Origin of the sequence: Pseudomonas lijiangensis (assembly GCF_018968705.1) — a bacterium.
Classification (GTDB): Bacteria; Pseudomonadota; Gammaproteobacteria; order Pseudomonadales; family Pseudomonadaceae; genus Aquipseudomonas; species Aquipseudomonas lijiangensis.
The window spans coordinates 808,826-834,307 of sequence record NZ_CP076668.1 but is presented as its reverse complement, the minus strand read 5'-3'; the positions used below and the strand labels follow the sequence as shown (position 1 = coordinate 834,307).

The window sequence follows — 25,482 nt, the reverse complement described above, 5'->3', positions numbered from 1 at the left end:
TCACAATGCCTTCACATACCCTACATTTTATAAAACCTTGCCGCAAAACCGACAGTTCCCCGCAGCTCACCCCAAGCATCGTGACCGAGAACAAGCGGAAAGGCATAGAAACGACTTTGATTCTTGACCTTAACATCTTGGTGAGAATGGAAGATGTAATTCTTCGTCGCCACAGCCCGAACGATTTCGACCTAACTAGACTTATAAATTTCATAAACTCTTGCCCACCACAAAGTCTGTGCCTAACACCCGGGCTTGCCCTTAACGAGGTCCACCCGAAATTCAAAAAACTAAGCTTTGAGATGTATGAATTGTTTCTTTCGATATTCTGCCCCCAGATGGTCGATCATCCAACCGCGACACGAAACACTTCGAATGAAGTGGAAAGAACCCGAGCGTATGAGTTCTCAGAACTCAGCATAGAAGAGCAGTACCTCTACAGCGTGCCGTTTTTCTCGCTCATGCAGATACATATTATCAACGCCACGAAGCCGAGCTTATCAGGCGTTGAAAAATTCAAAACATATATGAGCCGTGTCTGTGATGAAATTGATATGCTCAGCGCTGTTGAAGCCGAAATTGCCAAGTACTGCTTCTGTGATAAAAAGCCCAACTATTCCGACGAGCTTAACGCAAAAATCGAAGACATCAAGAATAACTTCATGAGTGGGAGCAACAAGCCAGCGCAGCGATTCAAAAATATCTTCAATGGCGTTCAAGACCTCAAGTACATAAAAGGCGCCCTGGAGTTTTCCAAAGAGAACTTTTACGGCAAGACTCAGGACACATGGATAGCCACATTGGACTCCAAGCTATACTGGCTGAGCGAGTCCATTCATCATTATCCAGTCGCAGGTGAGCGAGATGGGAAATACTTCAGCATCAATCGATCACATGATCAGCAGACATGCAACTATTGGCTATCAGTAGATGAATTACAAGAGCAACTCCAGCACGAGAGAAGCCAAAACGGCAAAGGAACCTCCCCTTTAGGTGAGACAGGATTACCACGCATACACAATACATTAACCACAAATGGCTTCAGCGAATTTTTCTCTGTTTTCAAGCCCACATAGTCGGCCGTGCAGGGTACAGGTACAAGATATTGCTCAACCACGCACCTTTACTCTTAGTACCTTAATTTTAATGATGAGCGATCAAAGAAAATGCTCATACCTGTACCCTATCCTCATCCAAACTGGGCAGAAAATGGGATGACGACCACGTGATTGGCCACTACGAAATGACTCCAGATGATTGCCTCAGGAGGGTCACGCCTCAGCATTCCGGCTCAATCCTGCGCAGCGCATTCCAAATGGTATTCCACGAAGAAATCTCAACCAGAAAACTCTATATTTATCAGATCATTTCAGATTACCCCGGCCCACCAAATCTGACAAATGAAGACGCCTCAGGGCATCTTTTTTTGTGCCTACACAGGTTCCATATCTATGCATTTCTTCGGTTAAAACCTTGCACTGACAGCCCTTCGTCTGTAAATGCTTCAATTGAATGGGCTAATCTCGAATCCAAGTTTATGCCACACTCTTGAATAATTTCTCCATGATCAACGACAACCAACATTCAAAAGATCTTAGCTTCGCAAAAATGATGAGTATTAAAAACAGCTCACGTGACCGTCAGGTTGATACTGTCTATACAGTTGACCTTCAGATGCTTGAGTGGTTGCTGCTCGTGCCAAAGCCGTCCTTCGCGGCAACTCTGGCGCAATCGCCCGCCCACAACGATTTCCTACGCTTAGCAACTGATGCCCGAAGCGGTAAACGAAGAGGTTCCGTTCGCCCTACTTGAACGCTCAAAGCTCTTCGCCTTCCTGCTTAAACTCATTCAGCGCGTCTACCGCCCGCTATCAATGATTACAGTCTTGTGATCGTAGGCGGGCAATCGCTTATGCTTTGGGCCCGGCAATACCTTATTAACGATCCGAGATAAGCAGTCAGGACGACGAAAAAATACTCGGGGGAGAGCAGCAGCGTTTGTTCCAGCACTGCGCCGATGCGGTACCGATCGCGGGCAGCAGCGTGAGGGGTATCGACGCCAAGGCGCTTGGCGAATACTTCCAAAGACGCTTTTAGTAAATTCCCGAACAGACAGGTTTGGAAACCACCTGAACTGACCAGCCCAGGGCACCTGCCTGACGTGCTTGACACCGAGAAAACTCAATTCGGCCTGTCCAACCGCCGGAACTCGACGCTCACCTCCCATGCTGTACATATACTGCCCTATCGCGGTTTGGGCACGGGCATCCCGCGCGCAATCGATGCCTGGGCAATGATCACGCTCGACGAACTACAAGATAACCCGTTCAAGGTAGTGACTCAGCGCGCCGTTGAAAAATGACCTCTTGCGGGACCAAGTTGGGACTAAGTCGGGACCAAGTAGAAATCGAGTCGACACCAGAAGAAAAACAAGATCCGGTAACACACCTTTCAGCACCACGAAAACTGCGCCACATTCCTCATCCAAAATGGCGCAGTTCTAAAAACTGCGCCATAACTGCACCAACAGCCGCTAAACGCTGCCAACTCAGCAGCATCCGAGAAGCGGGAAGCAGACTGACACTGCCTAAGCACCCTGAACCGAAAGATCCCTCCCTTTCCTTCGCAAGAAATTTCCGAGAAAATCCCAACCGCTTGCGCCCATGAAATCCGGTCCCTACTCTCCCTCCGTCGCTGCATATTCAGCGAACGGGTTTAGCAGCCCGGACCCGACTGGGCGCACTGCGCCACCTTTTGCGAGGCGCTTTTTTACGGCCTGCATTTATGGTGGTCGTGCGCAGGGCACCTTCGGGTGCGCCGGGTGCCAGTCTCCGGTCTGCTAACCTGCGCATGGCTGCCGCCCGGCGTTTAGCAGCAAAAGGCGTCAGCTCCACTTCCGACTGGAGTTACATGATGCTCAAGATGACGTCCGAACTACCCTGCCAACACCCCGCTCGCAACCTTGAAGATATCCTTGCGCGTGCTTCCGAGCTATTGAGTTGTGCCGCTGCTACAGCCTATGAAAGCGGCGACCGCTTGAGTGGTTCGCATCGGCATCTGGCCTTGTCTGTTGTCCATCTGGTGGAGATGGCCAAGGCCGAGGTTGATCGTTCGCTGGAGGGTCTTTCGATTCGTTGATGTGTGGATTACAAAACCTGCATTGCGCAGGTTTTGTATTTGCGTCGACTCACTGCGCGGTATTCATCACATAAAACTCATGCAACTTGGCCTGTAATAGCTGCTTATCCGGCAAGCGGGTCTGGTATTCGGCAATCAACGCTGGCGACAGGCTGCGGTTGAGGGCGTATTCGACCACTTCGTCGTCTTTGCTGGCACACAGCAGCACGCCGATGGCGGGGTTTTCATGGGGTTTGCGTTCGTTACGGTCCAGTGCTTCCAGGTAGAAGTCGAGCTTGCCCAGATATTCCGGCTCGAAGCGGCCGACCTTGAGTTCGATGGCCACCAGGCAGTTCAGGCCGCGATGGAAAAACAGCAGGTCCAGGGCAAAGTCACGCGCGCCGACCTGCAGCGGATATTCGGAGCCGACGAAGCAAAAATCGCGACCCAGTTCGATCAGGAAATCCTTGAGCCGAACCAATAACCCCTTATGCAGATCGGACTCGGCATGGCCACCGGGCAGGTCGAGAAACTCGACCATGTAGGCATCTCGGAATATCTCCAGCGCAGCGGGATGAGATTGCTTCAGCACTGCCGAGATTTTTGCTGGCTGGGTGATATTGCGCTCAAACAGCGCAGCTTTGAACTGGCGTTCCAGTTCGCGGCTGGACCACTTTTCCTGGATCGCCATGCGCAGGTAGAACTCTCGCTCTTCCGGGCTTTTGCTCTGGCCGAGAATGATCTGGTTATGGGTCCAGGACAATTGTCGCGGCAGTGCCGCGACTTTTTCCTCGAAGCGGTAGGTATCGTAGAACTGACGCATGCGGAACAGATTCGAGCGGGTAAAACCGCGCAGTCCCGGTTGGGTCTGGGCCAGATGATCAGCCAACTGGCTGACAACGGCATCGCCCCACTCGGCTTGCTCCAGCTTGCGACTGATATAGGCACCGACCTGCCAGTAAAGCTCGATCAGTCGGCTATTCACTGCCTGAATGACCTGCTGCCTGGCGTTGTAGATCAGTGCGAGCACTTCATCAAAGCGTTCGTGTGCCAAAGGGCTGGGAGTGGCGGGCTCACTCATGTCGACAATATCTCCATCATCTGCTTGCAGTCATACCGGAATAGCCTGACGTCGCTGCGCAGCATGTTGGTTCAGCTTCTGCCCTTCTTACCAGCCAGCACCATCTGTGTCCCTTGAGTGAAGTTTCCGAGAAAATCTCGACCGCTTGTGGCTGTGAAATCCGGCCCCACAGAGTGCGCACTGCAGTGGTCAACTTTTCCGGACACCTCACCCCGAATCAAGCTCACGATTGCACCAGCGCCATCCTTTTGTCGCTCAATCATTTCGACTATTGCGATTTTCGTTTATTTCGAATAAAACGTCAGCAATGGTATCTGAACGGGTACCCGATCAAGTCGAATACACCATTACTGGAGACAGCCATGACCACCGTCGGCCTCACTCGCACCGTTCTCCCCGATGAGAAAGAAATCGCTGCGGCTGTGGCGTCAAGCCGCCAGTTAGCCGCATTTCTTTCGACAAAATGTGAAACTCAGTGCATTGAGTTGATTGATGACACGCAGCAGCGTGAAGTCGTTGAATTACCTACTTTCGCCCTGCGCTTACTCGGAGAAATCCTGAGCGAGCTTGCGCTGGGCAATGCCGTCAAAGTCGTTCCTATTCATGCAGAACTGACTACTCAGGAAGGCGCTGACATGCTCAACGTTTCTCGACCTCACCTGGTAAAGCTACTGGACCAAGGCGCGTTGCCGCACACAAAAACCGGTCGACATCGCAGGATCAAATTCGCAGACCTGATGGCTTACAAAGAGCAGCGCGACCAGGCAAGCCGGGATGCCATGGATGAACTCGCAGCACAAGCACAGGAGTTAGGGATGGGGTACGAATGAGGCATTCACCGTTCACTGCTTTCTATGACGCGAATGTTCTCTATCCTGCACCTCTACGTGACTTCTTGATGCACTTGGCACTGAGCGGCGTGTATCGCGCACGCTGTTCAGCTCAGATACATGAGGAGTGGAAACGTAATCTTCTCATCAATCGTCCCGAACTCACTCGCGAGCAATTGGATCGAACTGCCGCCTTGATGGATAAAGCTGTACCTGATGCCTTAGTGATGGACTACGAACCTCTAATTGAAGGGCTTACACTGCCCGATACAGATGATCGTCACGTACTTGCTGCCGCAATCAAATGCAATGCGTCTGTCATTGTTACGTTTAACCTTAAAGACTTTCCAAAGAGCGCTCTTGAAGCGTTTGATATCGAACCTCTGCACCCTGATGACTTCATTGCCGACCTTTGGGATCTGGATCAGGCTGCGGTTCTTGAAGCGGCGCAACGGCAGAGAGCATCGCTGAAAAACCCACCGCATAGTGCGCGACAATACCTGGACAAGTTGCTACAGCAGCAGCTTCCGGAAACCGTAAAACTGCTGTCTGGTTTTGAGTTCCTGATTTGACTGCTTTACCGGGGCAAAAAGTCTTGGTGTTGGCCAAGGCCTTGCGCATGGCGGTTATTTCAAGAAGTCTGGACACTCACTGCATCTTCATCGTCAGAAGTAACGCCTTCCCGGATAAATCCGGTCCCACAGGCTACCCATCACAAAAACCTCTCCCCCAACTCCCGCCCCAAAAACCGTGCAAACGCTGATATCCGCTGCGGCACATGCTGCCGATGCTGGTAAACCACATACACATCCGCTCGCGGCGGGTGGTACTCGGGCAATACGGCAATCAGTTCTCCGCGGGCAAGGTATTGTTGGGCGTCCCAGCGGGAGCGGAGGATCAGGCCGTGGCCGTCCAGAGCGAGGCGCATGGCGACTTCGCCGTCGTTGCTGGACAGGGTGCCGGAGACTTTCTGGCTGTATTCGCGTCCGTCGCGGGTGAAGCGCCAGATGGCGTAGTCGCTGCCGTATTGCTTGAGGACGATGCAGTTGTGGTGCGCCAGGTCGGCGACGTCCTGGGGTTTGCCTGCGCGTTCGAGGTAGGCAGGTGAGGCGCAGAGGATGCGGGGGTTGTCGAGGACGTGGTGGGCGATCAGGCGTGAATCGGGTGGTTCGCCCACGCGGATGTCGATGTCGATGCCGGCATCCAGCAGGTTGACCGGCAGGCTGGAGAGTTGCAGTGACAGTTCCAGATGCGGGTGTTGGGCGGCGAACTCGGACAGCAAGGGCGCGATGTGGCGGCGGCCAAAACCGAACGAGGCATTGATGCTCAGTTTGCCTCGCAGCACTGGCTGGCGATTGTCGAGGGCGCTTTCCAGTTCTTCCAGTTGGCGCAGGATCGGCCGGGCACCTTCCAGGTAGAGCAGGCCTTCAGGTGTCAGGTCCAGTCGGCGGGTGGTGCGTCTTATCAGTTGCACGCCCAGGCGCTGTTCAAGCTGGGTCAGGCGTTTGCTGACGGCGGGCAGCGACAGGCCCAGTTCCCGTGCCACGGCGGTCAGGCTGCCGTGGGTGGCCACGCGGTTGAAGAAGCTGAGGTCATCGGTGTTGGTGACCAACTCTTTACTTGAATTCAAGAATGGATTTCCCGCAGGCCAAATTGTGCTCGATGGACGAATGAATACACTGGAGTGCATCACCTGACAAGCACGAGAACCGCTGCCATGACTCAATACAATTACAAGATCGCCGTCATTCCCGGAGACGGTATTGGCAAGGAAGTGATGCCCGAAGGGGTCCGCGTCATGGACGCCGTGGCACAGAAGTTCGGGATCGGTCTGCAATGGGACTGGTTCGATTTCGCCAGCGCCGACTATTACCTAGAGCACGGCAAGATGATGCCGGATGACTGGTTCGAAACCCTCAAGCAATACGATGCGATTTACTTTGGCGCGGTCGGCTGGCCGGATGTCGTGCCGGACCACATTTCCCTGTGGGATTCCTTGCTGAAGTTTCGCCGTGATTTCGATCAGTACGTGAACCTGCGCCCCTGCCGCCTGATGCCCGGCGTGAAAGCGCCGCTGGCTGGTCGCAAGCCGGGGGATATCGATTTCTATGTGGTGCGGGAAAATACCGAGGGCGAATACTCCAGCGTCGGCGGCACCATGTTTGCCGGCACCGAGCGGGAGGTCGTGATTCAGGAGACGGTGATGACCCGCGTCGGCGTCGACCGCATTCTCAAGTATGCGTATGACCTGGCTCAGAGCCGGCCCAAGAAGCATCTGACGTCAGCCACCAAATCCAATGGCATCGCCATCACCATGCCGTACTGGGATGGGCGCGTCGTGGAGATGGGCAAGAAGTACCCTGAGGTGTTGGTCGACAAATATCACATCGATATTCTCACCGCGCATTTTGTGCTGCACCCGGATCGCTTCGATGTCGTCGTCGCGAGCAACCTGTTCGGTGACATTCTTTCCGATCTGGGGCCGGCCTGTACCGGCACCATCGGCATTGCGCCTTCGGCCAATATCAACCCGGACCGGACGTTCCCCAGCCTGTTCGAGCCGGTACATGGTTCGGCACCGGACATTGCAGGCAAAGGCATCGCCAACCCCATCGGGCAGATCTGGTGCGGCGGCATGATGCTGGAGCATTTCGGCCATGCAGAGGCCGGGGCTGCCGTGCTGTCGGCGATTGAAGCCGTGCTGGCCCAAGGGCCGGAGAATGCGCCGCTGACGCCTGACCTGGGCGGTACAGGATCCACGATGACACTGGGCAAGGCCATTGAGGAGCAGGTGCGTCGGGCTGAGTAGAATCCGCCTGGAGTGATCAGCCCGCTCAACCGCAGGAAATATCCTCGATACGGTTCTGCCCGTTGACTTCGATATTGAGCCGGAGCGGGCTGTAGCTCAGGTCCCGTGGCCCACCACTTGAAACCACACGAGAGCCACGTGCACGCGCGAGTTTCTCTATGGCCATTCTGTTTTCAGTAGTGAATTCCTCTCCCAGCATGGAGGATGCTCGTGCGGCATAGCAGCCGTATACGGTCATCTTTCCTTTGGGAGGCTGAGAAGTGCCATGACCATGATCGAGAGACTGCTCACTGGCAAAAGAGTGCTCGCCCGGCAGGCTCAGAAGCACACAGAACATCGCCGCGGCAAATGAGCTCACGACAGTTGAAGGGATAATTTTTTCCATAAAGGCAACACTCCGAAGTTGCCGTAAGACATCGCTTTTACCGATCCGTTCGCTACTGATATCTGCTCTGGAGCGAAATGCCGGAGGTTACACAGGGCAGTCACCTGCCCTGTGCTTACAACGTCAAGCGTTACAACCTTCCCGGCAGGGCATTGACCTTCACGACTTGTTCGGTGAGGGTGTTGTAGTCACAGGAATAGATGTGATTCTGAAACGCACCAAAACCATTTTGATACTGGATTTTGTCGCCAAAGAACGTAATGACACCGCGCTCTTTGTCAGCCCACTTATAGCGGCTGAACTTCGGTTCCAGCACGCCATCGGTCCACTTGACGTCGTATTGCGCCAGTTTCTCGATCGGGGTCTTGCAGAAGACGGCAGCCGCTACGAAATGCTTTTCGCCCCAGCATGTAACATCGAGCCGGCACTTCTCATCGCTCTTCTCTTTTGCCAGCTTTTCTGCCTGCACCTTGGCTTCGGATTCTTTGCGAGCGCTTTCGGCAGCGGCGATATCCGCCTGCTCTTTCGCCAATGCTGCTTTTTTGGCTGCGTCTTCTGCCAAGGCTTTTTTGGCATGGATACCGTCTTTTATCCTGTCCCACTCTTCCTTGGTGGTGGCTCCATTTTCCTTGGCCTCACGATACTCATCTGCAGACACAAAGCCCTTTTCGGCAATGTTTTTCTGGTGGGTATTCGACGACAGGATAATACCTGTTAACGACAACACAAAAACGACGCTTGCGACTAACCAGCCATTGATGACTTTGCCTGTTCTTGCCTGGATTTGTCCTCTGACCACAGGAAGGCATATCACACCCGAAATCAGAATCAGCAATGCTGCGAATGCGTTTGCGCCAAACGAGAAAAGCCCAATCAGAATCAACAGCACGCCAAAGATCCACCCCAGAAACAGCGAAACGGTGCGCATTTACAACTCCCTTCTATCAATAATGGCTTAATGCCGGCGCGCATGTTCAGCTTCAAGTTACAAACAAGCAAGTTTTAAGTGGCGCCCCTTAGTAAGCAGGTCGATGTCTGAGAAAGGGTTTTCCACAGAGTATTTCGTCGGCCCGCGGGTCGTTGAGGCAACGTTGCGCGGCCAAGACACGTAGGGTTTTTGGGAGGACTTCACACGCCAGCACTATCACGTTGCCATGACAGCCTGTCGCATGGCGTTAATAAGCCATGAAGCCTTCGAACAAATATGTCACGATCAAGCACGGCCGCAACGGCAAATTGAAAGATCATCAGGCTCGACATAGCGCGAGGCCTTGGAGTAGAGCACCTTGAACAGCAAATTGACGGTTTCGGAACTGGCCGTGATCAGTGAAATAGAAGCGACATCCAGCCTTTTGAAGCTGGTGACGCGGCTGACCGGCTTGAGATTTGCTGCCATCGCCAAGGTGACCGAAACCAACTGGGTCGCCTGCGCGGTCTGCGATGAACTCCAGTTCGGTGTCGAGCCCGGCAGCGAGCTTGAGATTGAAACCACTATCTGCAACGAGATCCGTGCCAATCACCATATCGTAATGATCGACGAGGTGGCGACGGATCCGGTGTATGCCGACCATCCGGTGCCGAAGCTCTATGGGTTCCAGAGCTACTTTTCCATGCCGATCATTTTTCCCAATGGCGTATTCTTCGGCACCTTGTGCGGGCTCGATCCGTTGCCGGCCAAGCTTGGCAACCCGGAGACTGTCGATACCCTGAAGGTCTTCTGCACATTGCTGGGCAGTACGCTGTATGCCCATGAGCAGTTGCTGGAAAGTCAGGTGGAGATGAGCTGTTAAGGACGATTTGGCAGCGATATCTTCATGACACCGTCGCGAGCAAGCTCCCTCCCACAACCCTCGTGGGAGGGAGCTTGCTCGCGACGGGTCAAGTGAATTAACGACTGCCTGAACGACGAGCAAGAAAAACCATCCCACGTCCTGCCCACTCTTCATTTTTTATTCATCACTGCCTTTATTACCGCTCTGCCCGCCTTTCTTGCCCGCTTCAGAGGCTTTTTCCGAATCCTTGGCAAAATTGCCGCCGGAAGTCTGGCCTCCTTTCTTGCCAGCTTCGGATGCCCGGTGAGGGTCATTGGCGAAGTTGCCGCCCGATACCTGACCGCCTTTCTTACCGGCTTTGGATGCACGCTCAGTGTCATTGGCGAAGTTGCCGGGATTGTTGTCTCCAGTGCTAGCCATCTCCCTATCCTCCAGGGTTAATCGACCGCTTTAGTGCGTGTCGTATTTATTGAGAGGGAGGGAAAAACCGGTCGGTCCATGAAAGTCGCTTTTCTTCGACGAGTGGTAAGCACTGCCCCTCATGGCTACAGGCCACGGTTATCAAGGCGTGCAGGTTTAATGGCGATGAAAATATTTTTCTTCGGAAAACCTTGTTACTCGGCGATCAAAACAGTGGCACCAGTGTCTGATAGAGTGACCCTGCGTAGTGGCAATTAGTCACCACCCTGTTGATTCGAGAGTTTTATGAGCACCGGCGCCCCCCTTCCGCTGAACGAAACGCAACGTTTGTTACTTATTACCGAACTGTGCGTGCTTGAAAACACGGTGGATGACGTCTTCGAGGAGATCGTGGCGATGACCGCCGAGTTCTTCCAGGCGCCCATCGTGCTGATTTCCATCGTCGACGAACATCGGCAGTGGTTCCGCGCACGGGTTGGCTTGCAGGCTCAGGAAACTCCACGTGATGTCTCGTTCTGCGCCTATGCGATTCTCACGGACGCCTCGCTGGAAGTAGTCGACGCCACGCTTGATGAGCGCTTCAAGAACAATAGCCTCGTGACCGGAGAGCCGGGCATTCGTTATTACGCAGGCGCACAACTGGTGACCGATGACGGTATTGCGATCGGTACGCTGTGCGTTATCGACACGGTGCCTCGCGAGCCCATGAGCGAGCGTGAGGCGTTGATGCTCAAGCGTCTGGCCGGGCTGGTGATGAAACGTATCGTCGACCTGCGCCGCAGTTGCTTCGTCGATCAGACCACCGGACTCTACAACCGTCTGCGCCTTGAAGAAGACATTCTTCTGACGCTCAAAGCCGGTAAAGAGATGCGCCTGGTGGCCGTCGATATGATCACTCCCGAATTCCTCAACGATATCGTCAAGGCCCTGGGCTACAACTTCGCTCAGGATCTGATCGTGGCGATGAGAAACCGTCTGCAGGCCATGCTGCCGTCAGACTGCCCGCTGTATAAGGTGAGCCCTACACGCTTCGGCTTTCAGTTGCCGGGCGACATGCCGGATGAGTCGATCTATCACGCCATCATCGAAGATCTCAAGTCTCCCGTGATATGCCACGGCATTCCGGTGCAGTTGCAGGTCGGTCTCGGGATTGTGCCTCTGCTGGGTGGTGGTCAGGCAACGGAGCAGGACTGGGTGCGCCTGGTCATCAGTGCCGCCGACAATGCCCGCGCCCGCCAGGTTGGCTGGGCCTTGTACGAACCGCACATGGACGCGACCCAACAACGCTCGTTCCAGCTTCTCAGCTCACTGACCAGTGCAGTGCATGCCCACGATCAATTGCGTCTGGTTTATCAGCCACGCGTTGATCTGACCTCAGGTGAGTGCACGTCGGTCGAGGCGCTGCTGCGCTGGGTTCATCCGACACTGGGCCCCATCGGGCCTGCCGAGTTCATTCCCCTGGCTGAAAAGACTGCACTCATGCGCCCCTTGAGCCTGTGGGTGTTGCAGACGGCCGTTGAACAGGCTGCCAGCTGGCAGCGCAAAGGTTTCGATATCCGTGTAGCAATCAACGTAACGCCTGACGACCTGACAGGGCCAGTGTTCACTGACCGGGTGATCTGGCTGCTGAAAAAGCATGACATTTCACCTTCACTCTTCGAGCTGGAGTTCACCGAAAGCGCGTTGATGCAGAACCCGACAGAAGTCCGCAGCCAACTGGAACGCTTGCGCGAACTGGGCATGCATATCGCTATCGATGACTTCGGCACGGGCTACAGCAACTGGAACTACCTGCGCCAGTTACCTGCCACAACCGTGAAGATTGACCAGTCACTGATGCGCAACCTCAACACTGAAGAGGCGGACCAGCGTCTGGTCAAGGCCTTGATCGGCCTTGCCAAGAAGCTGGGCTATTGCGTAGTGGCCGAAGGTATCGAGACAGAAACCATACGCAAACTGGTCAAGCAATGGGGCTGCGATGAAGGGCAAGGCTATCTGATTGCCAGGCCCATGGAAGCAGACGCTCTGCTGAGCTGGTTGCAACCCAGTCAGGTCATGCACATCGCTGTCGACGCGCCGCCTGAAATCCGGACCCTGTAAAAACGGTTATAACCTTAGACCACATATTCATAACCGCTCAGAACATAAATCGTTATGCTGCCCGCCGGTTTTTACCTGACAACAGGTCTTACAGGGTCATATATGGACGTCGGCGGTCTGGGTTTTGTAGTAGCGGGTTTGGTGGTCGGTTTCATTGTCGGGATGACGGGCGTAGGTGGGGGTTCATTGATGACGCCCATTCTGCTCTGGTTCGGCATCAATCCGGCGACTGCCGTGGGCACGGACCTGCTCTATGCCGCGGTCACCAAGGCCGGTGGCGTGGTGGTTCACAAAAAGAACGACAACATCGACTGGAAGATCACCGGCTGGCTGACCCTGGGCAGCGTACCAGCGGTGTTGATGACCCTATGGTTTCTGAGCACTCTGGACTCGGCGCCCGATGCCCTGAATGCAATCATCAAGCAGGCGCTTGGCATCGTCCTTCTTCTGACGGCCCTGGCCGTACTGTTCAAGAAAAGACTCCTGGCCTTTGCCCACAGTCGCGGCAACGGGATTTCGTTCTTCAGCGGCTCCAAACTGAACGTTCTGACGGTGGTGACCGGGCTGATCCTGGGCACCATGGTGGCTTTGACGTCCATCGGCGCTGGCGCACTGGGCACAGTGGCGCTGTTCATTCTTTATCCCTTGCTGGCCACCCGGCGCCTGGTGGGCACGGAAATCGCGCATGCCGTGCCGCTCACGCTGGTCGCAGGCCTTGGGCATGCCAGCATGGGCAACATGAACTGGGAATTGCTGGCCTGGCTGTTGATGGGCTCATTGCCCGGCATTTATCTGGGCAGCCACATGGCCGGGCGCGTATCCGATGAACTGCTGCGGCCCTTCCTGGCAATCATGCTGGGGATGATCGGCTTCAAGCTGGCGTTCTGATCGAGGCCAGAACCCGGCTGACGGCTTCTGGCACCGCAAGCTCGGAGGTATCGATCGTCACAGTGGCACTGTGCGGTGCTTCATAGACGCTATCGATACCGGTCATGTTCGGGATCAGCCCGCTGCGGGCCTTCTTGTACAGCCCCTTGGGGTCACGCTCTTCGCACACCTGAATCGGCGTGCTCACGTACACCTCTGTGAAGTCGTCTTCACCAATCACCTGCCGGGCCATTTCCCGCTCCCGGCGAAAGGGCGAGATAAACGCCGTAATCACGATGAGCCCGGCATCCATCATCAAGCGGGCCACTTCCGCGACCCGACGAATGTTTTCCACGCGGTCTGCGTCGCTGAACCCCAGGTCCCGGTTCAATCCCTGACGAACATTGTCGCCATCGAGCACGTAAGTGCGTTTGCCCTCGGCATGCAGAACCTGCTCCAGGGCATTGGCAAGGGTCGATTTGCCGGAGCCCGACAGGCCAGTCAACCAGATGACCTGCCCGGTATGACCATTGAGACGTTCTCTGCCCTGGCGGTTGATGCTGAGCGTCTGGCGATGGATATGCGGCTGACTTTCATTGGCCATTATCAGCCCTGTCCTTGTGGTTTACCCGGTCCCGAACAGTACCGTTTCCGGCACCCTTGCCGCTGGATGTTATCAACAAGTTGATCCCGATCAAGGGAGATGAAACACGCTCATCGGGATATGTAATTTTTTGTAGCTCAATCGCCGCTTTTGGCGCAGGATTTCGTGCGTCAACTTTCCGTGCCGGTGACTCGGCATCTGCTCACCTTACAAAATGGAGATGCGTACAATGCTTATCCGAATTGAAGAAGGTAATCACGGGGCAAACTGGGTAGTGAAACTGGACGATTACCCAGTGACCTGCCGGAGCTGGCAAGAAGCCAGGGAATTCGCCGAGCGAATGAAATCGCGCATCGATGCGCCTCATCCCCTGCCACGCTCTACCCGACGAGCGACACCAGAACGTGCCACTGCAACCTGACATCCTTTCCCCAGCCCTCCGGTGCTTGACGGATAAACTCCGGGGGGCCTGCTTTCGCTGCATCGAGCCCGTTATTTTCCGTGCATCGCCCCCTGAAAATCCGTTCTCGTTTTGCCAACATTCATTTCACATCCTCTTCACGTTTGGCTCTGTACATTCACATCACTCCTTTGATGAATCCCATTTGGCCCGCCGTGTTGTGGGCCATTTTTTTGCCTGCAAGAAATCGGTCAGTCCCGCCTTTGGCAAACCGCTCTATTCACCCTGACTGGCAAATGCGTTTTCCTGACCCGCAACCGATTTGCCGCTCACTCCGCCATTGAGCAAACCGCTCTCGTTCAACTGTGCCAGGCGATCACTTCCCGTGCCGCTGACAATCGTGTTGCTCCATTGCCCCACAACGGTCGCCATCCAGCCGAGCAGAAACAAGGCAACAACCTGCAACGCCCACTTTGCAATTATCGACATGTGTTTTCTCCATAACGGATTGGTGATGGCGAGGATATAAACATCCCTGCATTGCAGAAGAATTGCAGAAAACGGCGTTTTATCCACCCCGGTCACTCATCTTGTCGGAGGAACTCCTGCAGGCGACCTCACTTCATAACCCATGAGGTAAGAAAAACCTGTCCAGGCTGTTTCACTACGAGAGGAGAAATGTCATGCCTACCTCGAACAAAGACCTGTACACCGCCAAACAGAAACGCAAAGCCGCCCGCATCGAAGAAAGCTACGAGCAAAAAGGCGTGTCCAAAGACGAAGCACAAGCACGTGCATGGGCCACGGTGAACAAACAATCAGGTGGTGGCGAGCGCAAGGGTGGCTCGGGAACCCACACATCCGCCAAGGCCAAGACCGAGGCGCGTCAGGACTCGGCCAAGCGTGCAGCCGAAACCAGAAAAGGCATCCCGCGCAATGACCGTCCCCTGGAAGAGCAGACCAAAAACGACCTGATGCAGCGCGCACGAGCGCTTGACGTTGCCGGTCGCTCAGCCATGAACAAAGAGGAGCTGATCCAGGCCCTGAAAAAACTTTCATGAAAGGAGTTGCCTTATGAGCGGGTCAAGAACAGGCACCACCAAAGCCGAGGTCGTTCTGTTAGCCACGCACAAACAACTCGCCCCTCATGAAATTGCGGTTCACCAGGCGCTGGCCCGAAAAATAGCTGTGCTTCTGGGTGCTGCATTTGACGGGTTCCATGACAGCACGCGGCATAAAGGCCACGGCCTGTACTTCATACCGTCCGATACCCTGATTGGTGCGGACATGGGCGATGCCCTGAACATTCGCTCGATGGACGATCTGTTCGGCGGTCTGGCCAACGAGCCCTTCATGGCAACCAAGGCCATTTCTCATCCCTTGCCTGAGTCGTCTTCGGCACGGCCGAGCGGCTGGTCCGATGAGTTTCATCGCCAGGCTGGCGCTGCCGTACTCACGGGGTTCACAGCTTTCGACCTGAACGATGCGCTCAAGGCAGGAACGCAATTACTGGCCAACGGCCCGGTGCGGATAAAACCGGTACTGGCCACTGCGGGCCGAGGGCAGATCGTGGCGCTTTCCGAAGAGGAACTGACAAAAGCCATCGCCAGGCAAGATGCCGATGAAGTCCGTCACTGGGGGCTGGTGGTGGAGGAAAACCTGCAGGACGTGGTCACCTACAGTGTGGGTCAGGTACAGGTTGCGGGTATCACCGCCAGTTACCATGGCACCCAGAGCCTGACCACCGACAACCTGGGAGAAACCGTCTATGGCGGATCCCGGCTGTGGATCGTGCGCGGCGATTATGACGTATTGCTCAGCCAGGACATGGACACTTCGGTCCGTCAGGCAATAGAGCACGCCATTGTCTATGACAAGGCAGCCTGCGACTGCTTTCCCGGCCTTGTCGCTTCACGGCGCAATTACGACATCGCCAAGGGCACCAATGCCCGAGGCCAGGTGTGCTTCGGTGTGCTTGAGCAGTCCTGGCGCATCGGGGGCGCAAGCCCGGCAGAAATCGAAGCGTTGATGGCGTTCGCTGCTGATCCCGCGCTGCAACGTATTCAGGTGTCCACCCATGAAATCTATGGCCAGACCCGACTCCCCGCCAACGCCCACCTTCTCTATGAGGGCGAAGATCCTCAAGTGGGCGTTATCACCAAATTCATACAGGTCGAGCCTTATGAGTGTGCGCAGTGAAAGCATCGAGATAGACGTTGAAAACCAGTCCATATCCGGAACCATCCTGACTCCCGGCGCGAAGATACCCGGCATCCTCTTCGTTCACGGCTGGGGCGGCAGTCAACAGCGCGACCTGGCCCGCGCCAAGAACATCACCGGCCTTGGCTGTGTGTGCCTGACCTTCGACCTGCGCGGTCATGAGCGCACCCATGAGCTGCGCGCCACCGTCTCACGGGAGCAGAGCCTGAACGATCTGCTGGCGGCCTATGATCGGCTGGCCAGCCATCCGGCGGTGGACAAAGAAGAAATTGCCGTTATCGGCAGCAGCTATGGCGGATACCTGGCCACCATTCTCAGTTCCATGCGCCCGGTCAAATGGCTCGCCTTGCGCGTACCGGCACTGTACTGGGATGCCGACTGGGAGATGCCCAAGCAAGAGCTTGATCGCGACAAGCTTGCGCACTACAGGCGCTCGGCCCTGACCGCCGCCGACAATCGAGCTCTGGCAGCCTGCAAGGATTTCAAGGGTGATGTATTGCTGATCGAGTCAGAACAGGACGACTACGTGCCCCATGCCACGCTGATGAGCTATCGCAGCGCTTTCGAGCGCGCCCATTCACTGACTTATCGGCTGGTGGATGGCGCCGACCATGCGCTGAGCAGTGATCTCAGCCAGAGCCTTTACAGCTCCATGCTGACGAACTGGATCAGCGAAATGGTCATCGGCGCACGGTTGGTCAATTACCCTCACCATTCGGCGAAGTATTCCTGAAGCCAGCATCAATACTTGCTGGCTTCCTGAGCCGGGTTCGCAGGTTTGGAGACATGCCGTGGCCCGGTCAGTACCCACAGCAGCACACCGATCACCGGCACGGCAACAATCACGATGAACCACATCAATTTGTTGCTGGAGGATGTGTCGCTCTTACGCACCCGCAGCACAGCCCAGATATCGGCCAGCACAATGAGTGCGACCAATGCCGTAAAGAGCCATAAACCACTTTCAGATATCCAAGGCATTTGAAACCTCCCACCTGTTTGAACAGAGGCCACCGAACAGGCGCCCTTGAAATAGAAGAGGCCCCGACCGACCAGAAAGTTCAGAGAAGTAGGAAAACTCAATGCGTTCATTGCTCCGACTGTCCCATGGGGCGAAACCATTCAGGCATCAGCCAGTAAAGTCGTCGGGGGCTCGCAGGAAACAGGGAAAGTTGCGAGCAGACACTGAGCCGAGGGGTCAGCCATGCACACGCCATTGATCATCAAACTTTTCACCCAGCCCAGAGAGGCCTGGAAAACCGCCAGATGCAAGGAAGAACAGGAGCCCCGGCACTACCTGCCCCACTTGATACTGCTGGCGCTGATACCGGTCGTCTGCCTGTACATAGGCACCACTCAGGTCGGCTGGAGCCTGGCTGAAGGTGAAAACGTGAAACTCAGCACCAAGAGCGCATTGCAGCTCTGTGCGTTGCTGTACGTGGCTTTTCTGATCGGGACACTGATCATGGGAAGCTTCATTCGCTGGATGTCTCGCACCTTTGAAGCCCGGCCTACCCTCAACCAGAGCATCGGTTTTGCCACCTACACCACGACACCCTTTTTCCTGGCGGGTATTGCAGGCCTGTATCCCAGTCGCTGGCTGGCAATTCTGGTGCTGGGGCTGGCTTCGGTCTATTCGACGGTACTGCTGTTCGTGGGCATAGCCCCTTTCATGCGCCTGCCAGAAGGCAAGGCACCGCTCTACGCCGCTGCGATCTGGGCGGTAGGGCTGCTGGTGCTGGTCACGATTCTGGTATCGACGATTCTGCTTTGGTACAACGGCCTGACGCCGGAGTATGTGCGCCATTCGCTGGGAGAAGTGCAGGGTTGAGCAAATATAACTTGTGCAGGCTGTGTGGGAGCGAATTCATTCGCGAATGAATTCGCTCACACAGGTTTCCCACTGGCTTACCGGATCAGGTAATCGGAGCCGGGTTGAACAGGGTGATGTCGTTGTGCAGACGGTAATGCTCGGTCCAGGTCTTTTTCTTGCCGCTGGCCACATCCAGATAGAAGTGGAACAGCTCCCAACCCAGGTCTTCGATGGTCGCGCGACCGGTTGCAATGCGTCCGGCGTCGATATCGATCAGGTCGGGCCAGCGCTGGGCCAGTTCGGTACGGGTCGAAACCTTGACCACCGGGCTCATGGCCAGACCATAAGGCGTACCACGTCCGGTCGTGAACACATGCAGGTTCATCCCGGCAGCAAGCTGCAAGGTGCCGCACACGAAGTCACTGGCTGGTGTGGCGCAGAAGATCAGCCCTTTGCTCTTGAACCGCTCGCCCGGGCCAAGCACGCCGTTGATGGCGCTGTTACCGGACTTGACGATCGACCCCAGGGACTTCTCGACAATGTTCGACAACCCGCCTTTCTTGTTGCCCGGCGTGGTGTTGGCGCTGCGATCCGCTTCGCCCTTGGCCAGGTAACGGTCGTACCAGTCCATCTCGCGTACCAGTTCCTGCGCGACGGTTTCATCCTGTGCGCGGGAAGTCAGCAGGTAGATGGCATCGCGTACTTCGGTCACTTCGGAAAACATCACCGTCGCGCCAGCACGCAGTAGCAGGTCCGAGGCGTAACCCAGTGCCGGGTTGGCGGTGATGCCGGAAAACGCATCACTGCCGCCGCATTGCATGCCCAGGATCAACTCAGATGCCGGCACGGTTTCGCGACGACGCTGATCCAGCTTTTTCAGACGCACTTCAGCCAGCTCCATGATCTGCTCGACCATTTCATTGAAGCCATGGCTGGCGTCCTGAAGCCGGTACAGCCATGGCTCGCTGAGGTCCACGGAGCTGTCGTCTTCATGCATGACCTGCCCGGCCTGCAATTTCTCGCAGCCCAGGCTGATGACCAGCGCCTCGCCACCCAGGTTCGGGTTACGCGCCAGGTTGCGAACGGTGCGGATCGGAATGTAAGCGTCAGTCGCCGAGATCGCCACGCCACAGCCGTAGCTGTGGGTCAGGGCCACCACGTCATCGACGTTGGGATAGCGCGGCAGGAGTTCGTCACGGATACGCTTGACCGCAAAATCCAGAACACCGGTCACGCACTGAACGGTGGTGGTGATGCCCAGAATATTGCGAGTGCCCACAGTACCGTCGGCGTTGCGGTAGCCCTCGAAGGTATAACCCTCCAGCGGCTCACCTTTCTCCGGTACCGCATCGGACATCGGCAGGCTGTCCAGCGCAGGCGCAGAAGGCATGCGCAACAGGTCTTCCCTGACCCAACTGCCACGAGGAATAGGCTGCAATGCATAGCCGATGGTGTGGCCGTAACGAATCACGGCATCCCCTTCAGCCAGATCCACAGTACTGACCTTGTGGCTCTGCGGTACGTTATCGACAGTCACCAGCCCGTTGTCGAACTCGGTTCCGGCTGGAACGCCCTGGTCATTGACCACTACCACCACGTTATCCAGCGGATGCAGCTGGATGTACCGTGGAGAATCGGCATGTTGAATCAGGTTCATCACGGTTACCTCAAGATTTGGCTTGTGAAAGGTCGCTGGCCTGGTCGTCCAGCAAAGGCCCCTTGGTTGGCGGCTCTTTCAATTCCACTCGCTTGATTTCACCCACTATGAAGATGTAGCTGATTACCGCCAGCAGCGCGTTCGCGCCGACGAACACCAGTGCCCACTTGAAGGAACCCGTAGAGCTGATGATGTAACCAATCACGATCGGAGTCGTGATCGAGGCAATATTACCGAATGTGTTGAACAGGCCACCGCTCAAACCGGCGATCTGTTTTGGCGAGACGTCGGACATCACAGCCCAGCCCAGCGCACCGACACCTTTACCGAAGAACGCCAGCGCCATGAAACCTACGACGACCCATTCAACATCGACATAGTTACAGGTGACGATGGAGGTCGACAACAGCAGGCCGCAGATGATCGGAGCCTTGCGCGAGAAGGTCAGCGAATGGCCTTTGCGCAGCAGGTAGTCGGAGATGACACCACCGAGCACACCACCGATGAAACCGCAGATGGCCGGCAAGGACGCGATGAAACCGGCCTTGAGGATCGTCATGCCACGTTCCTGCACCAGGTACACCGGGAACCAGGTCAGGAAGAAGTAGGTGATGCCGTTGATGCAGTACTGGCTCAGGTAGATACCGAGCATCATGCGGTTGGTCAGCAACTGGCGAATGTAATCCCAGCGCGGTCCGCCCTTCTTGCCCTTGGTCTTGTCCTGGGTATCCAGATCGACCATGCCGCCGTTGCTGGCAATGTGTTCGATTTCGGCTTCGTTGATCAGCGGATGGTTGCGCGGGCTATAGATGACTTTCATCCACAGCAGCGAGAACACGATGCCGCCGGCGCCCATAACGATGAAGACATGTTGCCAGCCGAAGGTGTAAACGATCCAGCCCATCAGCGGAGCGAACAGTACCGTGGCGAAGTATTGCGCGGAGTTGAAGATCGCCGAGGCAGTGCCGCGTTCGGCAGTCGGAAACCAGGAAGCCACGATGCGGGCGTTGCCCGGGAAGGACGGCGCTTCGGCCAGGCCTACCAGGAAGCGCAGCATGAACAACGCGACGATTGCAGTGGAGACGCCAAACTCACCCACATAGCCTTGCAGCAGGGTGAACAGGGACCAGGTGAAAATGCTCATGGCATAGACTTTCTTCGACCCGAAACGGTCGAGCAGCCAGCCACCGGGAATCTGACCGGCCACGTAGGCCCAGCCAAATGCAGAGAAGATGTAGCCAAGGGTTACGGCACTGATGCCGAGGTCTTTCTGAATGCTTGAACCGGCAATCGCGATGGTGGCTCGGTCTGCATAGTTGATCGTGGTGACAAGGAACAGCATCAACAGGATCAAATAGCGGACGTGAGTCGGCTTGGACTTTTGCATGTGATTGAACTCCCACTCATTATTTTTTTACGCGGGTAATACATTTTTTTGGGTCCAGCGATGCAGGCCCCTTAAAAGTGTCGGCGGCGACGACAACTTTTACCTGCATGGTCTTGCGGCCTAACGACAAAACCGCTGATCTCTCAGCGGTTTGCCTGTAGCGGTGTTACTGCTTGCCTTGCTTGTCCATCAGCGCAGCCAGCATTTCGACTTCTTCGGAAGTCAGGTCAGTCAGCGGTGCGCGAACCGGACCTGCATCGTAACCAGCGATTTTTGCGCCGGCCTTGACGATGCTCACGGCATAACCGGCTTTACGGTTGCGAATTTCCAGGTAAGGCAGGAAGAAGTCGTCGATGTACTTGCCGACCGCTTCGTGATCGTCACGAGCGATAGCGTGGTAGAAGTCCATCGCCAATTTCGGAACAAAGTTGAATACAGCCGAGGAATAGACCGGCACGCCCAGCGCCTTGTAAGCGGCGGCATAGACTTCAGCGGTCGGCAGACCACCCAGGTACGAGAAGCGGTCACCCAAACGGCGGCGGATCGAAACCATCAGCTCGATATCGCCCAGGCCATCCTTGTAGCCGATCAGGTTCGGGTTGCGCTCGGCCAGTTTTTCCAGCAGCGGAGCGGTCAGGCGGCACACGTTACGGTTGTAGACGACCACACCGATCTTGACCGACTTGCAGACCGCTTCAACGTGAGCGGCAACGCCATCCTGGCTGGCTTCAGTCAGGTAGTGCGGCAGCAGCAGCAGGCCTTTGGCGCCCAGGCGCTCGGCTTCTTGAGCGTATTCGATGGCTTGACGAGTCGGGCCACCCACACCGGCCAGGATTGGCACGCTGGTTTCGCACGTGTCGACGGCAGTCTTGATGATTTCCGAGTATTCGCTGGCAGCCAGGGAGAAAAACTCGCCAGTACCACCTGCTGCGAACAGCGCGCTTGCGCCGTACGGAGCCAGCCACTCAAGGCGTTTGATATAGCCAGCGCGATTGAAATCGCCCTGGGCATTGAAATCGGTAACCGGGAAAGACAGCAGACCGGAGGAGAGGATGGACTTCAGTTCTTGTGGATTCATTATTCGAACACCCTGTGGGACAGAATTATTAGAGGATCACCGGGGGCAGATCCGATGTCGTAAGTCATCGTACAACTGAAAATAAAATGTCTCAACAGGGATTTGCAGGTTTTTCGGAACTAAAGCGATGAAAGGGCTTCGAGGCCTTTAAAGACGGGGGGTTGGGGATTTTGGAGGGAATGGATGGGTTATATGATCACTGAGAGCTACAAGCTACAAGCTACAAGCTACAAGCTACAAGCTACAAGCTACAAGCTACAAGCTACAAGCTACAAGCTTTTGACTTGAAGCTTAGAGCTTGCAGCTTGAAACTCGCTCTTATGCCCTCTGCGACTCGGCCTCTTCATGCGCATGACGCAGACGTTCGCGGCTGTTGGTGAGGTGCAGGCGCATGGCGGCGCGGGCGGCTTCGGAGTCCTGGCGGGCGATGGCGTCGTAGATTTCTTCGTGCTCGCGGCTCAGGCGACTCATGTAATGCTGCTGATCATCATGAGCCAGACGTGCCGAGTTCAAGCGCGTGCGCGGAATGATGCTGGTGCCCAGGTGGGTCATGATATCGGTGAAGTAACGGTTGCCGGTGGAAAGCGCGATCTGCAGGTGAAACTGGAAGTCCGAAGCCACGGCATCGCTGGCATGGGCGGCACTTTCGTTCAGGGCATCGAGGGCGGCACGCATGGCGGCCAGTTGCTCATCGCTGCGACGCTGTGCTGCAAGGCCTGCGGATTCGACTTCCAGGCTGATACGCAACTCCAGAACCGCCAGGACATCACGCAAGGTGACGATGGTGGCCGGATCGATCCGAAAACCGCTGGGGCTCGGGATATCCAGCACAAAAGTGCCGATACCGTGCCGCGTCTCGACCAGACCGGAAGCCTGCAAGCGGGAAATGGCTTCGCGCACCACTGTGCGACTCACGCCCTGCTCTTCCATGATGGCGGATTCGGTAGGGAGTTTGTCGCCGCGCTTGAGCTGCCCGCTGCTGATGCGCTCGGACAGCTCAGTCACCAGTTCCTGCGCAAGGCTGCGGTGCTTTCTGCGTGCGCGAGGCGCTGCGGTTTGCTTTTCCATATCCAACATCGATCTCGGCACTGTTAACAAAGACCAATCATAGCTCAGCGGTTATACGATAACACCCTGAAAACCTGAGGAGGGGGACAGAGAGAATTCAGACAAGGTGTTGCTGCCTCGTCTGTTCAAGCAGTTTTCCCCCTTCCACCCGCAGATATCGATCATGAAAACGCTTGAGACTGCTGCGGTGCCCGATGCTGAGAATCGTCATGTCGGGCCGCTCATCGATAAGCGCCTGATACAGCGCCGCTTCGTCTTCTTCATCCATGGCCGACGTGGCCTCGTCCAGATACAACCACTTCGGCGCAAACAACAGAGCCCTGGCAAAAGCGACCCGCTGCTGCTCGCCGGGTGATAACAGACGCTGCCAATGGTTTTCTTCATCCAGTCTCGCGACCAGATGCTCCAGACGGCAGGTGTGTAACACCTCGACAAATCGCTCGGACGGATACTGGGTCGCGGCCAGTGGATAACTCAAGGCGTCGCGCAACGTACCAATGGGCAGGTAAGGCTTTTGTGGCATGAACATATAACGCTCGTCCGGCAACCGGATGTGCCCCTGCCCTTCATGCCATAAACCGCCCAGGGCGCGCAGCAAAGTGCTTTTGCCACTTCCCGAACGGCCACTGAGCATGACCCGCTCGCCCGGCTGGATAGACAGACTCGCATCGCGCAGCAGTTCGCGGCCACCAGCCAGCCCAAGCGCCTGCAGTTGCAAAGCTTCGCTGTCACGACTGAGGGTAATAGCCGGAAGATGCGCTTCGTTGTCATCCATGCCCTGGCGGAAGCTGAGCAGGCGATCACAGGTGGCGCGCCATGAAGCCAGCGAGGCATAGGCTTCGATGAACCAGCTGAAGTTTTCCTGCACATTGCCAAAAGCCGAGTTGATCTGCATCAGATCCCCCAGCTCGATCTTCCCGGCGAAATACCGCGGCGCCGCAACGATAAACGGGAAGATAAGCGCAATCTGTGAATAGCCTGCGGTAAAGAAGGTGAGGCTTTTCTGAACCTTCATGATCGAGCGGAAGTTGCTCCAGATCATGCCGAAACGATTGCTCAGCCGCTGCTTCTCGTTGGGCTCGCCATCGCACAGCGCAATGCTCTCGGCATTTTCCCTCACCCGCACCAGGGCAAAACGCATGTCGGCTTCAAAGCGTTCCTGCTGGTTGTTCAACACGATCAGACGCCGCCCGATCAGGTGCGTCAGCCAGCTACCGACCACGGCATACACCAGTGCCGCCCAGAACATGTAACCGTGAATCGTGACACCCATCACTTCGACGCTGCCGGAAACGCCCCACAGAATGACCGAGAACGACACCAGACTGACCACGGTACTCATCAGCCCGATACCCAGCGAGAGGGTTCGGCTCGTGAACTCATCAAGGTCTTCGGACAAACGCTGGTCAGGGTTATCGGTGTGACCGGTCTGCTCCAGCTGGTAGTAATTCCTGTGGCTGAGCCACTTGGCAAAATGCTGCTCGGTGAGCCAGCGGCGCCAGCGAATGGTGAGCATCTGCGTCAGGTAAAGGCGATACACCGCCACCAGGATCGCCAGGGCGGCAATCGCGCAGAAATACAGTGTCAGATGGGTGAAAGACGCCAAGTCTTTCTTTTCCAGAGCGTTGTAGAAATCCCGGTACCAACTGTTGATCTGCACCGAAATTTCCACGCTGAACAACGACAGGCCAACTACCGCCGCCAGCAGCAACCAGGCCATGCGCCGGTCTTCGCTACGCCAGTAAGGCGTGATCAGCTTCCAGACTCTGGGGAGGAACGTACCGCTCGGGGCGTCGTTGACTTCAAGATTGCGATTCATGATTCAGGCCCGGCTTCTCTATCAGAAAGAAGAACAATGCCCGTTCACAATGAAGC

The 25,482-nt window shown here is 55.9% G+C and carries 28 protein-coding genes; 15 read left to right on the top strand and 13 right to left on the bottom strand.

Going from position 1 to position 25,482, the window contains the following annotated elements; translation table 11 throughout:
* Window positions 1–5 precede the first annotated feature (5 nt).
* From KQP88_RS03640 to KQP88_RS03625, 4 genes are all read left to right on the top strand, one after another.
* The gene (locus KQP88_RS03640; RefSeq protein ID WP_216704881.1) at window positions 6–1,076 is read left to right on the top strand and encodes a hypothetical protein; all 1,071 of its coding nucleotides are present in this window, start codon (window positions 6–8) and stop codon (window positions 1,074–1,076) included.
* A gap of 487 nt (window positions 1,077–1,563) precedes the next feature.
* Window positions 1,564–1,812 carry a hypothetical protein gene (locus KQP88_RS03635; RefSeq protein ID WP_216704880.1) on the top strand — a complete coding sequence of 83 codons (249 nt, stop codon included), beginning with the start codon at window positions 1,564–1,566 and terminating at the stop codon, window positions 1,810–1,812.
* 255 nt (window positions 1,813–2,067) lie between these two features.
* A complete protein-coding gene (locus KQP88_RS03630; RefSeq protein ID WP_253950546.1) occupies window positions 2,068–2,361 on the top strand; it encodes an ATP-binding protein in 294 nt (97 codons plus the stop codon).
* A 551-nt stretch (window positions 2,362–2,912) separates the two neighbouring features.
* Window positions 2,913–3,137 (top strand): DUF6124 family protein, encoded by a 225-nt coding sequence (locus KQP88_RS03625; protein WP_253950545.1) that lies wholly within the window; start codon window positions 2,913–2,915, stop codon window positions 3,135–3,137.
* Window positions 3,138–3,186: 49 nt separating this feature from the next.
* On the opposite strand, the gene KQP88_RS03620 is transcribed toward KQP88_RS03625, so the two are convergent.
* Window positions 3,187–4,197, bottom strand: coding sequence for a PDDEXK nuclease domain-containing protein (locus KQP88_RS03620; RefSeq protein WP_216704879.1), 1,011 nt, complete (start codon window positions 4,195–4,197; stop codon window positions 3,187–3,189).
* 362 nt (window positions 4,198–4,559) lie between these two features.
* On the opposite strand from KQP88_RS03620, the gene KQP88_RS03615 reads away from it, so the two are divergent.
* Window positions 4,560–5,027, top strand: coding sequence for a helix-turn-helix domain-containing protein (locus KQP88_RS03615; protein WP_216705880.1), 468 nt, complete (start codon window positions 4,560–4,562; stop codon window positions 5,025–5,027).
* Window positions 5,024–5,599 (top strand): PIN domain-containing protein, encoded by a 576-nt coding sequence (locus KQP88_RS03610; RefSeq protein WP_216704878.1) that lies wholly within the window; start codon window positions 5,024–5,026, stop codon window positions 5,597–5,599. The genes KQP88_RS03615 and KQP88_RS03610 overlap by 4 nt, the downstream gene beginning before the upstream one ends.
* 140 nt (window positions 5,600–5,739) lie before the next feature.
* On the opposite strand, the gene KQP88_RS03605 is transcribed toward KQP88_RS03610, so the two are convergent.
* On the bottom strand, window positions 5,740–6,657 hold the full coding sequence (locus KQP88_RS03605) for a LysR family transcriptional regulator (RefSeq protein WP_253950544.1): 918 nt from the start codon (window positions 6,655–6,657) through the stop codon (window positions 5,740–5,742).
* Between the two features lie 87 nt (window positions 6,658–6,744).
* Between KQP88_RS03605 and KQP88_RS03600 the strand changes: the two genes are divergently transcribed.
* Window positions 6,745–7,836 (top strand): tartrate dehydrogenase, encoded by a 1,092-nt coding sequence (locus tag KQP88_RS03600; protein WP_216704876.1) that lies wholly within the window; start codon window positions 6,745–6,747, stop codon window positions 7,834–7,836.
* 25 nt (window positions 7,837–7,861) lie between these two features.
* Here the strand turns inward: KQP88_RS03600 and KQP88_RS03595 are convergent, their stop codons facing one another.
* A complete protein-coding gene (locus tag KQP88_RS03595) occupies window positions 7,862–8,221 on the bottom strand; it encodes an I78 family peptidase inhibitor (protein WP_198726242.1) in 360 nt (119 codons plus the stop codon).
* Between the two features lie 130 nt (window positions 8,222–8,351).
* Window positions 8,352–9,149 carry a hypothetical protein gene (locus KQP88_RS03590; RefSeq protein WP_216704875.1) on the bottom strand — a complete coding sequence of 266 codons (798 nt, stop codon included), beginning with the start codon at window positions 9,147–9,149 and terminating at the stop codon, window positions 8,352–8,354.
* 358 nt (window positions 9,150–9,507) lie between these two features.
* Here KQP88_RS03590 and KQP88_RS03585 point away from each other — a divergent pair, with 358 nt between their 5' ends.
* Window positions 9,508–10,011, top strand: a complete 504-nt coding sequence (locus tag KQP88_RS03585) for a GAF domain-containing protein (protein WP_216704874.1) — start codon at window positions 9,508–9,510, stop codon at window positions 10,009–10,011.
* A gap of 159 nt (window positions 10,012–10,170) precedes the next feature.
* On the opposite strand, the gene KQP88_RS03580 is transcribed toward KQP88_RS03585, so the two are convergent.
* Complete coding sequence (locus tag KQP88_RS03580) at window positions 10,171–10,413, bottom strand: con-10 family general stress protein (RefSeq protein ID WP_216704873.1); 243 nt, start codon at window positions 10,411–10,413, stop codon at window positions 10,171–10,173.
* 285 nt (window positions 10,414–10,698) lie between these two features.
* On the opposite strand from KQP88_RS03580, the gene KQP88_RS03575 reads away from it, so the two are divergent.
* Both KQP88_RS03575 and KQP88_RS03570 read left to right on the top strand, forming a co-directional pair.
* A complete protein-coding gene (locus tag KQP88_RS03575; RefSeq protein ID WP_216704872.1) occupies window positions 10,699–12,513 on the top strand; it encodes a putative bifunctional diguanylate cyclase/phosphodiesterase in 1,815 nt (604 codons plus the stop codon).
* 102 nt (window positions 12,514–12,615) lie between these two features.
* Complete coding sequence (locus tag KQP88_RS03570; protein WP_216704871.1) at window positions 12,616–13,401, top strand: sulfite exporter TauE/SafE family protein; 786 nt, start codon at window positions 12,616–12,618, stop codon at window positions 13,399–13,401.
* Here KQP88_RS03570 and cysC read toward each other — a convergent pair.
* Window positions 13,385–13,984 carry an adenylyl-sulfate kinase gene (cysC, locus tag KQP88_RS03565; RefSeq protein WP_216704870.1) on the bottom strand — a complete coding sequence of 200 codons (600 nt, stop codon included), beginning with the start codon at window positions 13,982–13,984 and terminating at the stop codon, window positions 13,385–13,387. The genes KQP88_RS03570 and cysC overlap by 17 nt on opposite strands.
* 229 nt (window positions 13,985–14,213) lie before the next feature.
* Between cysC and KQP88_RS25220 the strand changes: the two genes are divergently transcribed.
* Entirely contained in the window at window positions 14,214–14,405 is a 192-nt protein-coding gene (locus KQP88_RS25220) for a hypothetical protein (RefSeq protein ID WP_117184083.1), read from the top strand.
* A gap of 255 nt (window positions 14,406–14,660) precedes the next feature.
* Here KQP88_RS25220 and KQP88_RS03560 read toward each other — a convergent pair whose 3' ends face one another.
* Window positions 14,661–14,873: a hypothetical protein gene (locus KQP88_RS03560; protein ID WP_216706046.1), complete on the bottom strand. Its 213-nt coding sequence runs from the start codon at window positions 14,871–14,873 to the stop codon at window positions 14,661–14,663.
* Window positions 14,874–15,067: 194 nt separating this feature from the next.
* Between KQP88_RS03560 and KQP88_RS03555 the strand changes: the two genes are divergently transcribed.
* The 3 genes from KQP88_RS03555 to KQP88_RS03545 are packed head-to-tail and all read left to right on the top strand — an operon-like array spanning window position 15,068 to window position 17,337.
* The gene (locus KQP88_RS03555; RefSeq protein WP_216704869.1) at window positions 15,068–15,445 is read left to right on the top strand and encodes a termination factor Rho; all 378 of its coding nucleotides are present in this window, start codon (window positions 15,068–15,070) and stop codon (window positions 15,443–15,445) included.
* A 13-nt stretch (window positions 15,446–15,458) separates the two neighbouring features.
* Window positions 15,459–16,583, top strand: a complete 1,125-nt coding sequence (locus KQP88_RS03550) for a DUF3182 family protein (RefSeq protein ID WP_216704868.1) — start codon at window positions 15,459–15,461, stop codon at window positions 16,581–16,583.
* Complete coding sequence (locus KQP88_RS03545; RefSeq protein ID WP_200994795.1) at window positions 16,567–17,337, top strand: alpha/beta hydrolase family protein; 771 nt, start codon at window positions 16,567–16,569, stop codon at window positions 17,335–17,337. Before KQP88_RS03550 ends, KQP88_RS03545 begins: the two co-directional genes overlap by 17 nt.
* An 8-nt stretch (window positions 17,338–17,345) precedes the next feature.
* Here KQP88_RS03545 and KQP88_RS03540 read toward each other — a convergent pair whose 3' ends face one another.
* Window positions 17,346–17,585, bottom strand: coding sequence for a PLD nuclease N-terminal domain-containing protein (locus KQP88_RS03540; RefSeq protein ID WP_200994796.1), 240 nt, complete (start codon window positions 17,583–17,585; stop codon window positions 17,346–17,348).
* 223 nt (window positions 17,586–17,808) lie between these two features.
* Here KQP88_RS03540 and KQP88_RS03535 point away from each other — a divergent pair, with 223 nt between their 5' ends.
* Window positions 17,809–18,435 carry a Yip1 family protein gene (locus tag KQP88_RS03535; RefSeq protein ID WP_216704867.1) on the top strand — a complete coding sequence of 209 codons (627 nt, stop codon included), beginning with the start codon at window positions 17,809–17,811 and terminating at the stop codon, window positions 18,433–18,435.
* 85 nt (window positions 18,436–18,520) lie between these two features.
* Here the strand turns inward: KQP88_RS03535 and garD are convergent, their stop codons facing one another.
* From garD to KQP88_RS03510, 5 genes are all read right to left on the bottom strand, one after another.
* A complete protein-coding gene (gene garD / locus KQP88_RS03530) occupies window positions 18,521–20,074 on the bottom strand; it encodes a galactarate dehydratase (RefSeq protein ID WP_200994798.1) in 1,554 nt (517 codons plus the stop codon).
* Between the two features lie 10 nt (window positions 20,075–20,084).
* A complete protein-coding gene (locus tag KQP88_RS03525) occupies window positions 20,085–21,461 on the bottom strand; it encodes an MFS transporter (RefSeq protein ID WP_216704866.1) in 1,377 nt (458 codons plus the stop codon).
* A 166-nt stretch (window positions 21,462–21,627) separates the two neighbouring features.
* Entirely contained in the window at window positions 21,628–22,539 is a 912-nt protein-coding gene (gene kdgD, locus KQP88_RS03520) for a 5-dehydro-4-deoxyglucarate dehydratase (protein ID WP_200994800.1), read from the bottom strand.
* Window positions 22,540–22,857: 318 nt separating this feature from the next.
* The gene (locus KQP88_RS03515; protein WP_200994801.1) at window positions 22,858–23,607 is read right to left on the bottom strand and encodes a FadR/GntR family transcriptional regulator; all 750 of its coding nucleotides are present in this window, start codon (window positions 23,605–23,607) and stop codon (window positions 22,858–22,860) included.
* A gap of 97 nt (window positions 23,608–23,704) precedes the next feature.
* Complete coding sequence (locus KQP88_RS03510; RefSeq protein WP_216704865.1) at window positions 23,705–25,426, bottom strand: ABC transporter ATP-binding protein/permease; 1,722 nt, start codon at window positions 25,424–25,426, stop codon at window positions 23,705–23,707.
* Window positions 25,427–25,482: the final 56 nt, after the last annotated feature.

Coding starts and splice junctions, on each gene's coding strand:
- KQP88_RS03640 (WP_216704881.1), top strand. CDS start 6: ATGCCTTCACATACCCTACATTTTATAAAACCTTGCCGCAAAACCGAC.
- KQP88_RS03635 (WP_216704880.1), top strand. CDS start 1,564: ATGATCAACGACAACCAACATTCAAAAGATCTTAGCTTCGCAAAAATG.
- KQP88_RS03625 (WP_253950545.1), top strand. CDS start 2,913: ATGCTCAAGATGACGTCCGAACTACCCTGCCAACACCCCGCTCGCAAC.
- KQP88_RS03620 (WP_216704879.1), bottom strand. CDS start 4,197: ATGAGTGAGCCCGCCACTCCCAGCCCTTTGGCACACGAACGCTTTGAT.
- KQP88_RS03615 (WP_216705880.1), top strand. CDS start 4,560: ATGACCACCGTCGGCCTCACTCGCACCGTTCTCCCCGATGAGAAAGAA.
- KQP88_RS03610 (WP_216704878.1), top strand. CDS start 5,024: ATGAGGCATTCACCGTTCACTGCTTTCTATGACGCGAATGTTCTCTAT.
- KQP88_RS03600 (WP_216704876.1), top strand. CDS start 6,745: ATGACTCAATACAATTACAAGATCGCCGTCATTCCCGGAGACGGTATT.
- KQP88_RS03595 (WP_198726242.1), bottom strand. CDS start 8,221: ATGGAAAAAATTATCCCTTCAACTGTCGTGAGCTCATTTGCCGCGGCG.
- KQP88_RS03590 (WP_216704875.1), bottom strand. CDS start 9,149: ATGCGCACCGTTTCGCTGTTTCTGGGGTGGATCTTTGGCGTGCTGTTG.
- KQP88_RS03580 (WP_216704873.1), bottom strand. CDS start 10,413: ATGGCTAGCACTGGAGACAACAATCCCGGCAACTTCGCCAATGACACT.
- KQP88_RS03575 (WP_216704872.1), top strand. CDS start 10,699: ATGAGCACCGGCGCCCCCCTTCCGCTGAACGAAACGCAACGTTTGTTA.
- KQP88_RS03570 (WP_216704871.1), top strand. CDS start 12,616: ATGGACGTCGGCGGTCTGGGTTTTGTAGTAGCGGGTTTGGTGGTCGGT.
- cysC (WP_216704870.1), bottom strand. CDS start 13,984: ATGGCCAATGAAAGTCAGCCGCATATCCATCGCCAGACGCTCAGCATC.
- KQP88_RS25220 (WP_117184083.1), top strand. CDS start 14,214: ATGCTTATCCGAATTGAAGAAGGTAATCACGGGGCAAACTGGGTAGTG.
- KQP88_RS03560 (WP_216706046.1), bottom strand. CDS start 14,873: ATGTCGATAATTGCAAAGTGGGCGTTGCAGGTTGTTGCCTTGTTTCTG.
- KQP88_RS03555 (WP_216704869.1), top strand. CDS start 15,068: ATGCCTACCTCGAACAAAGACCTGTACACCGCCAAACAGAAACGCAAA.
- KQP88_RS03550 (WP_216704868.1), top strand. CDS start 15,459: ATGAGCGGGTCAAGAACAGGCACCACCAAAGCCGAGGTCGTTCTGTTA.
- KQP88_RS03545 (WP_200994795.1), top strand. CDS start 16,567: ATGAGTGTGCGCAGTGAAAGCATCGAGATAGACGTTGAAAACCAGTCC.
- KQP88_RS03540 (WP_200994796.1), bottom strand. CDS start 17,585: ATGCCTTGGATATCTGAAAGTGGTTTATGGCTCTTTACGGCATTGGTC.
- KQP88_RS03535 (WP_216704867.1), top strand. CDS start 17,809: ATGCACACGCCATTGATCATCAAACTTTTCACCCAGCCCAGAGAGGCC.
- garD (WP_200994798.1), bottom strand. CDS start 20,074: ATGAACCTGATTCAACATGCCGATTCTCCACGGTACATCCAGCTGCAT.
- KQP88_RS03525 (WP_216704866.1), bottom strand. CDS start 21,461: ATGCAAAAGTCCAAGCCGACTCACGTCCGCTATTTGATCCTGTTGATG.
- kdgD (WP_200994800.1), bottom strand. CDS start 22,539: ATGAATCCACAAGAACTGAAGTCCATCCTCTCCTCCGGTCTGCTGTCT.
- KQP88_RS03515 (WP_200994801.1), bottom strand. CDS start 23,607: ATGGAAAAGCAAACCGCAGCGCCTCGCGCACGCAGAAAGCACCGCAGC.
- KQP88_RS03510 (WP_216704865.1), bottom strand. CDS start 25,426: ATGAATCGCAATCTTGAAGTCAACGACGCCCCGAGCGGTACGTTCCTC.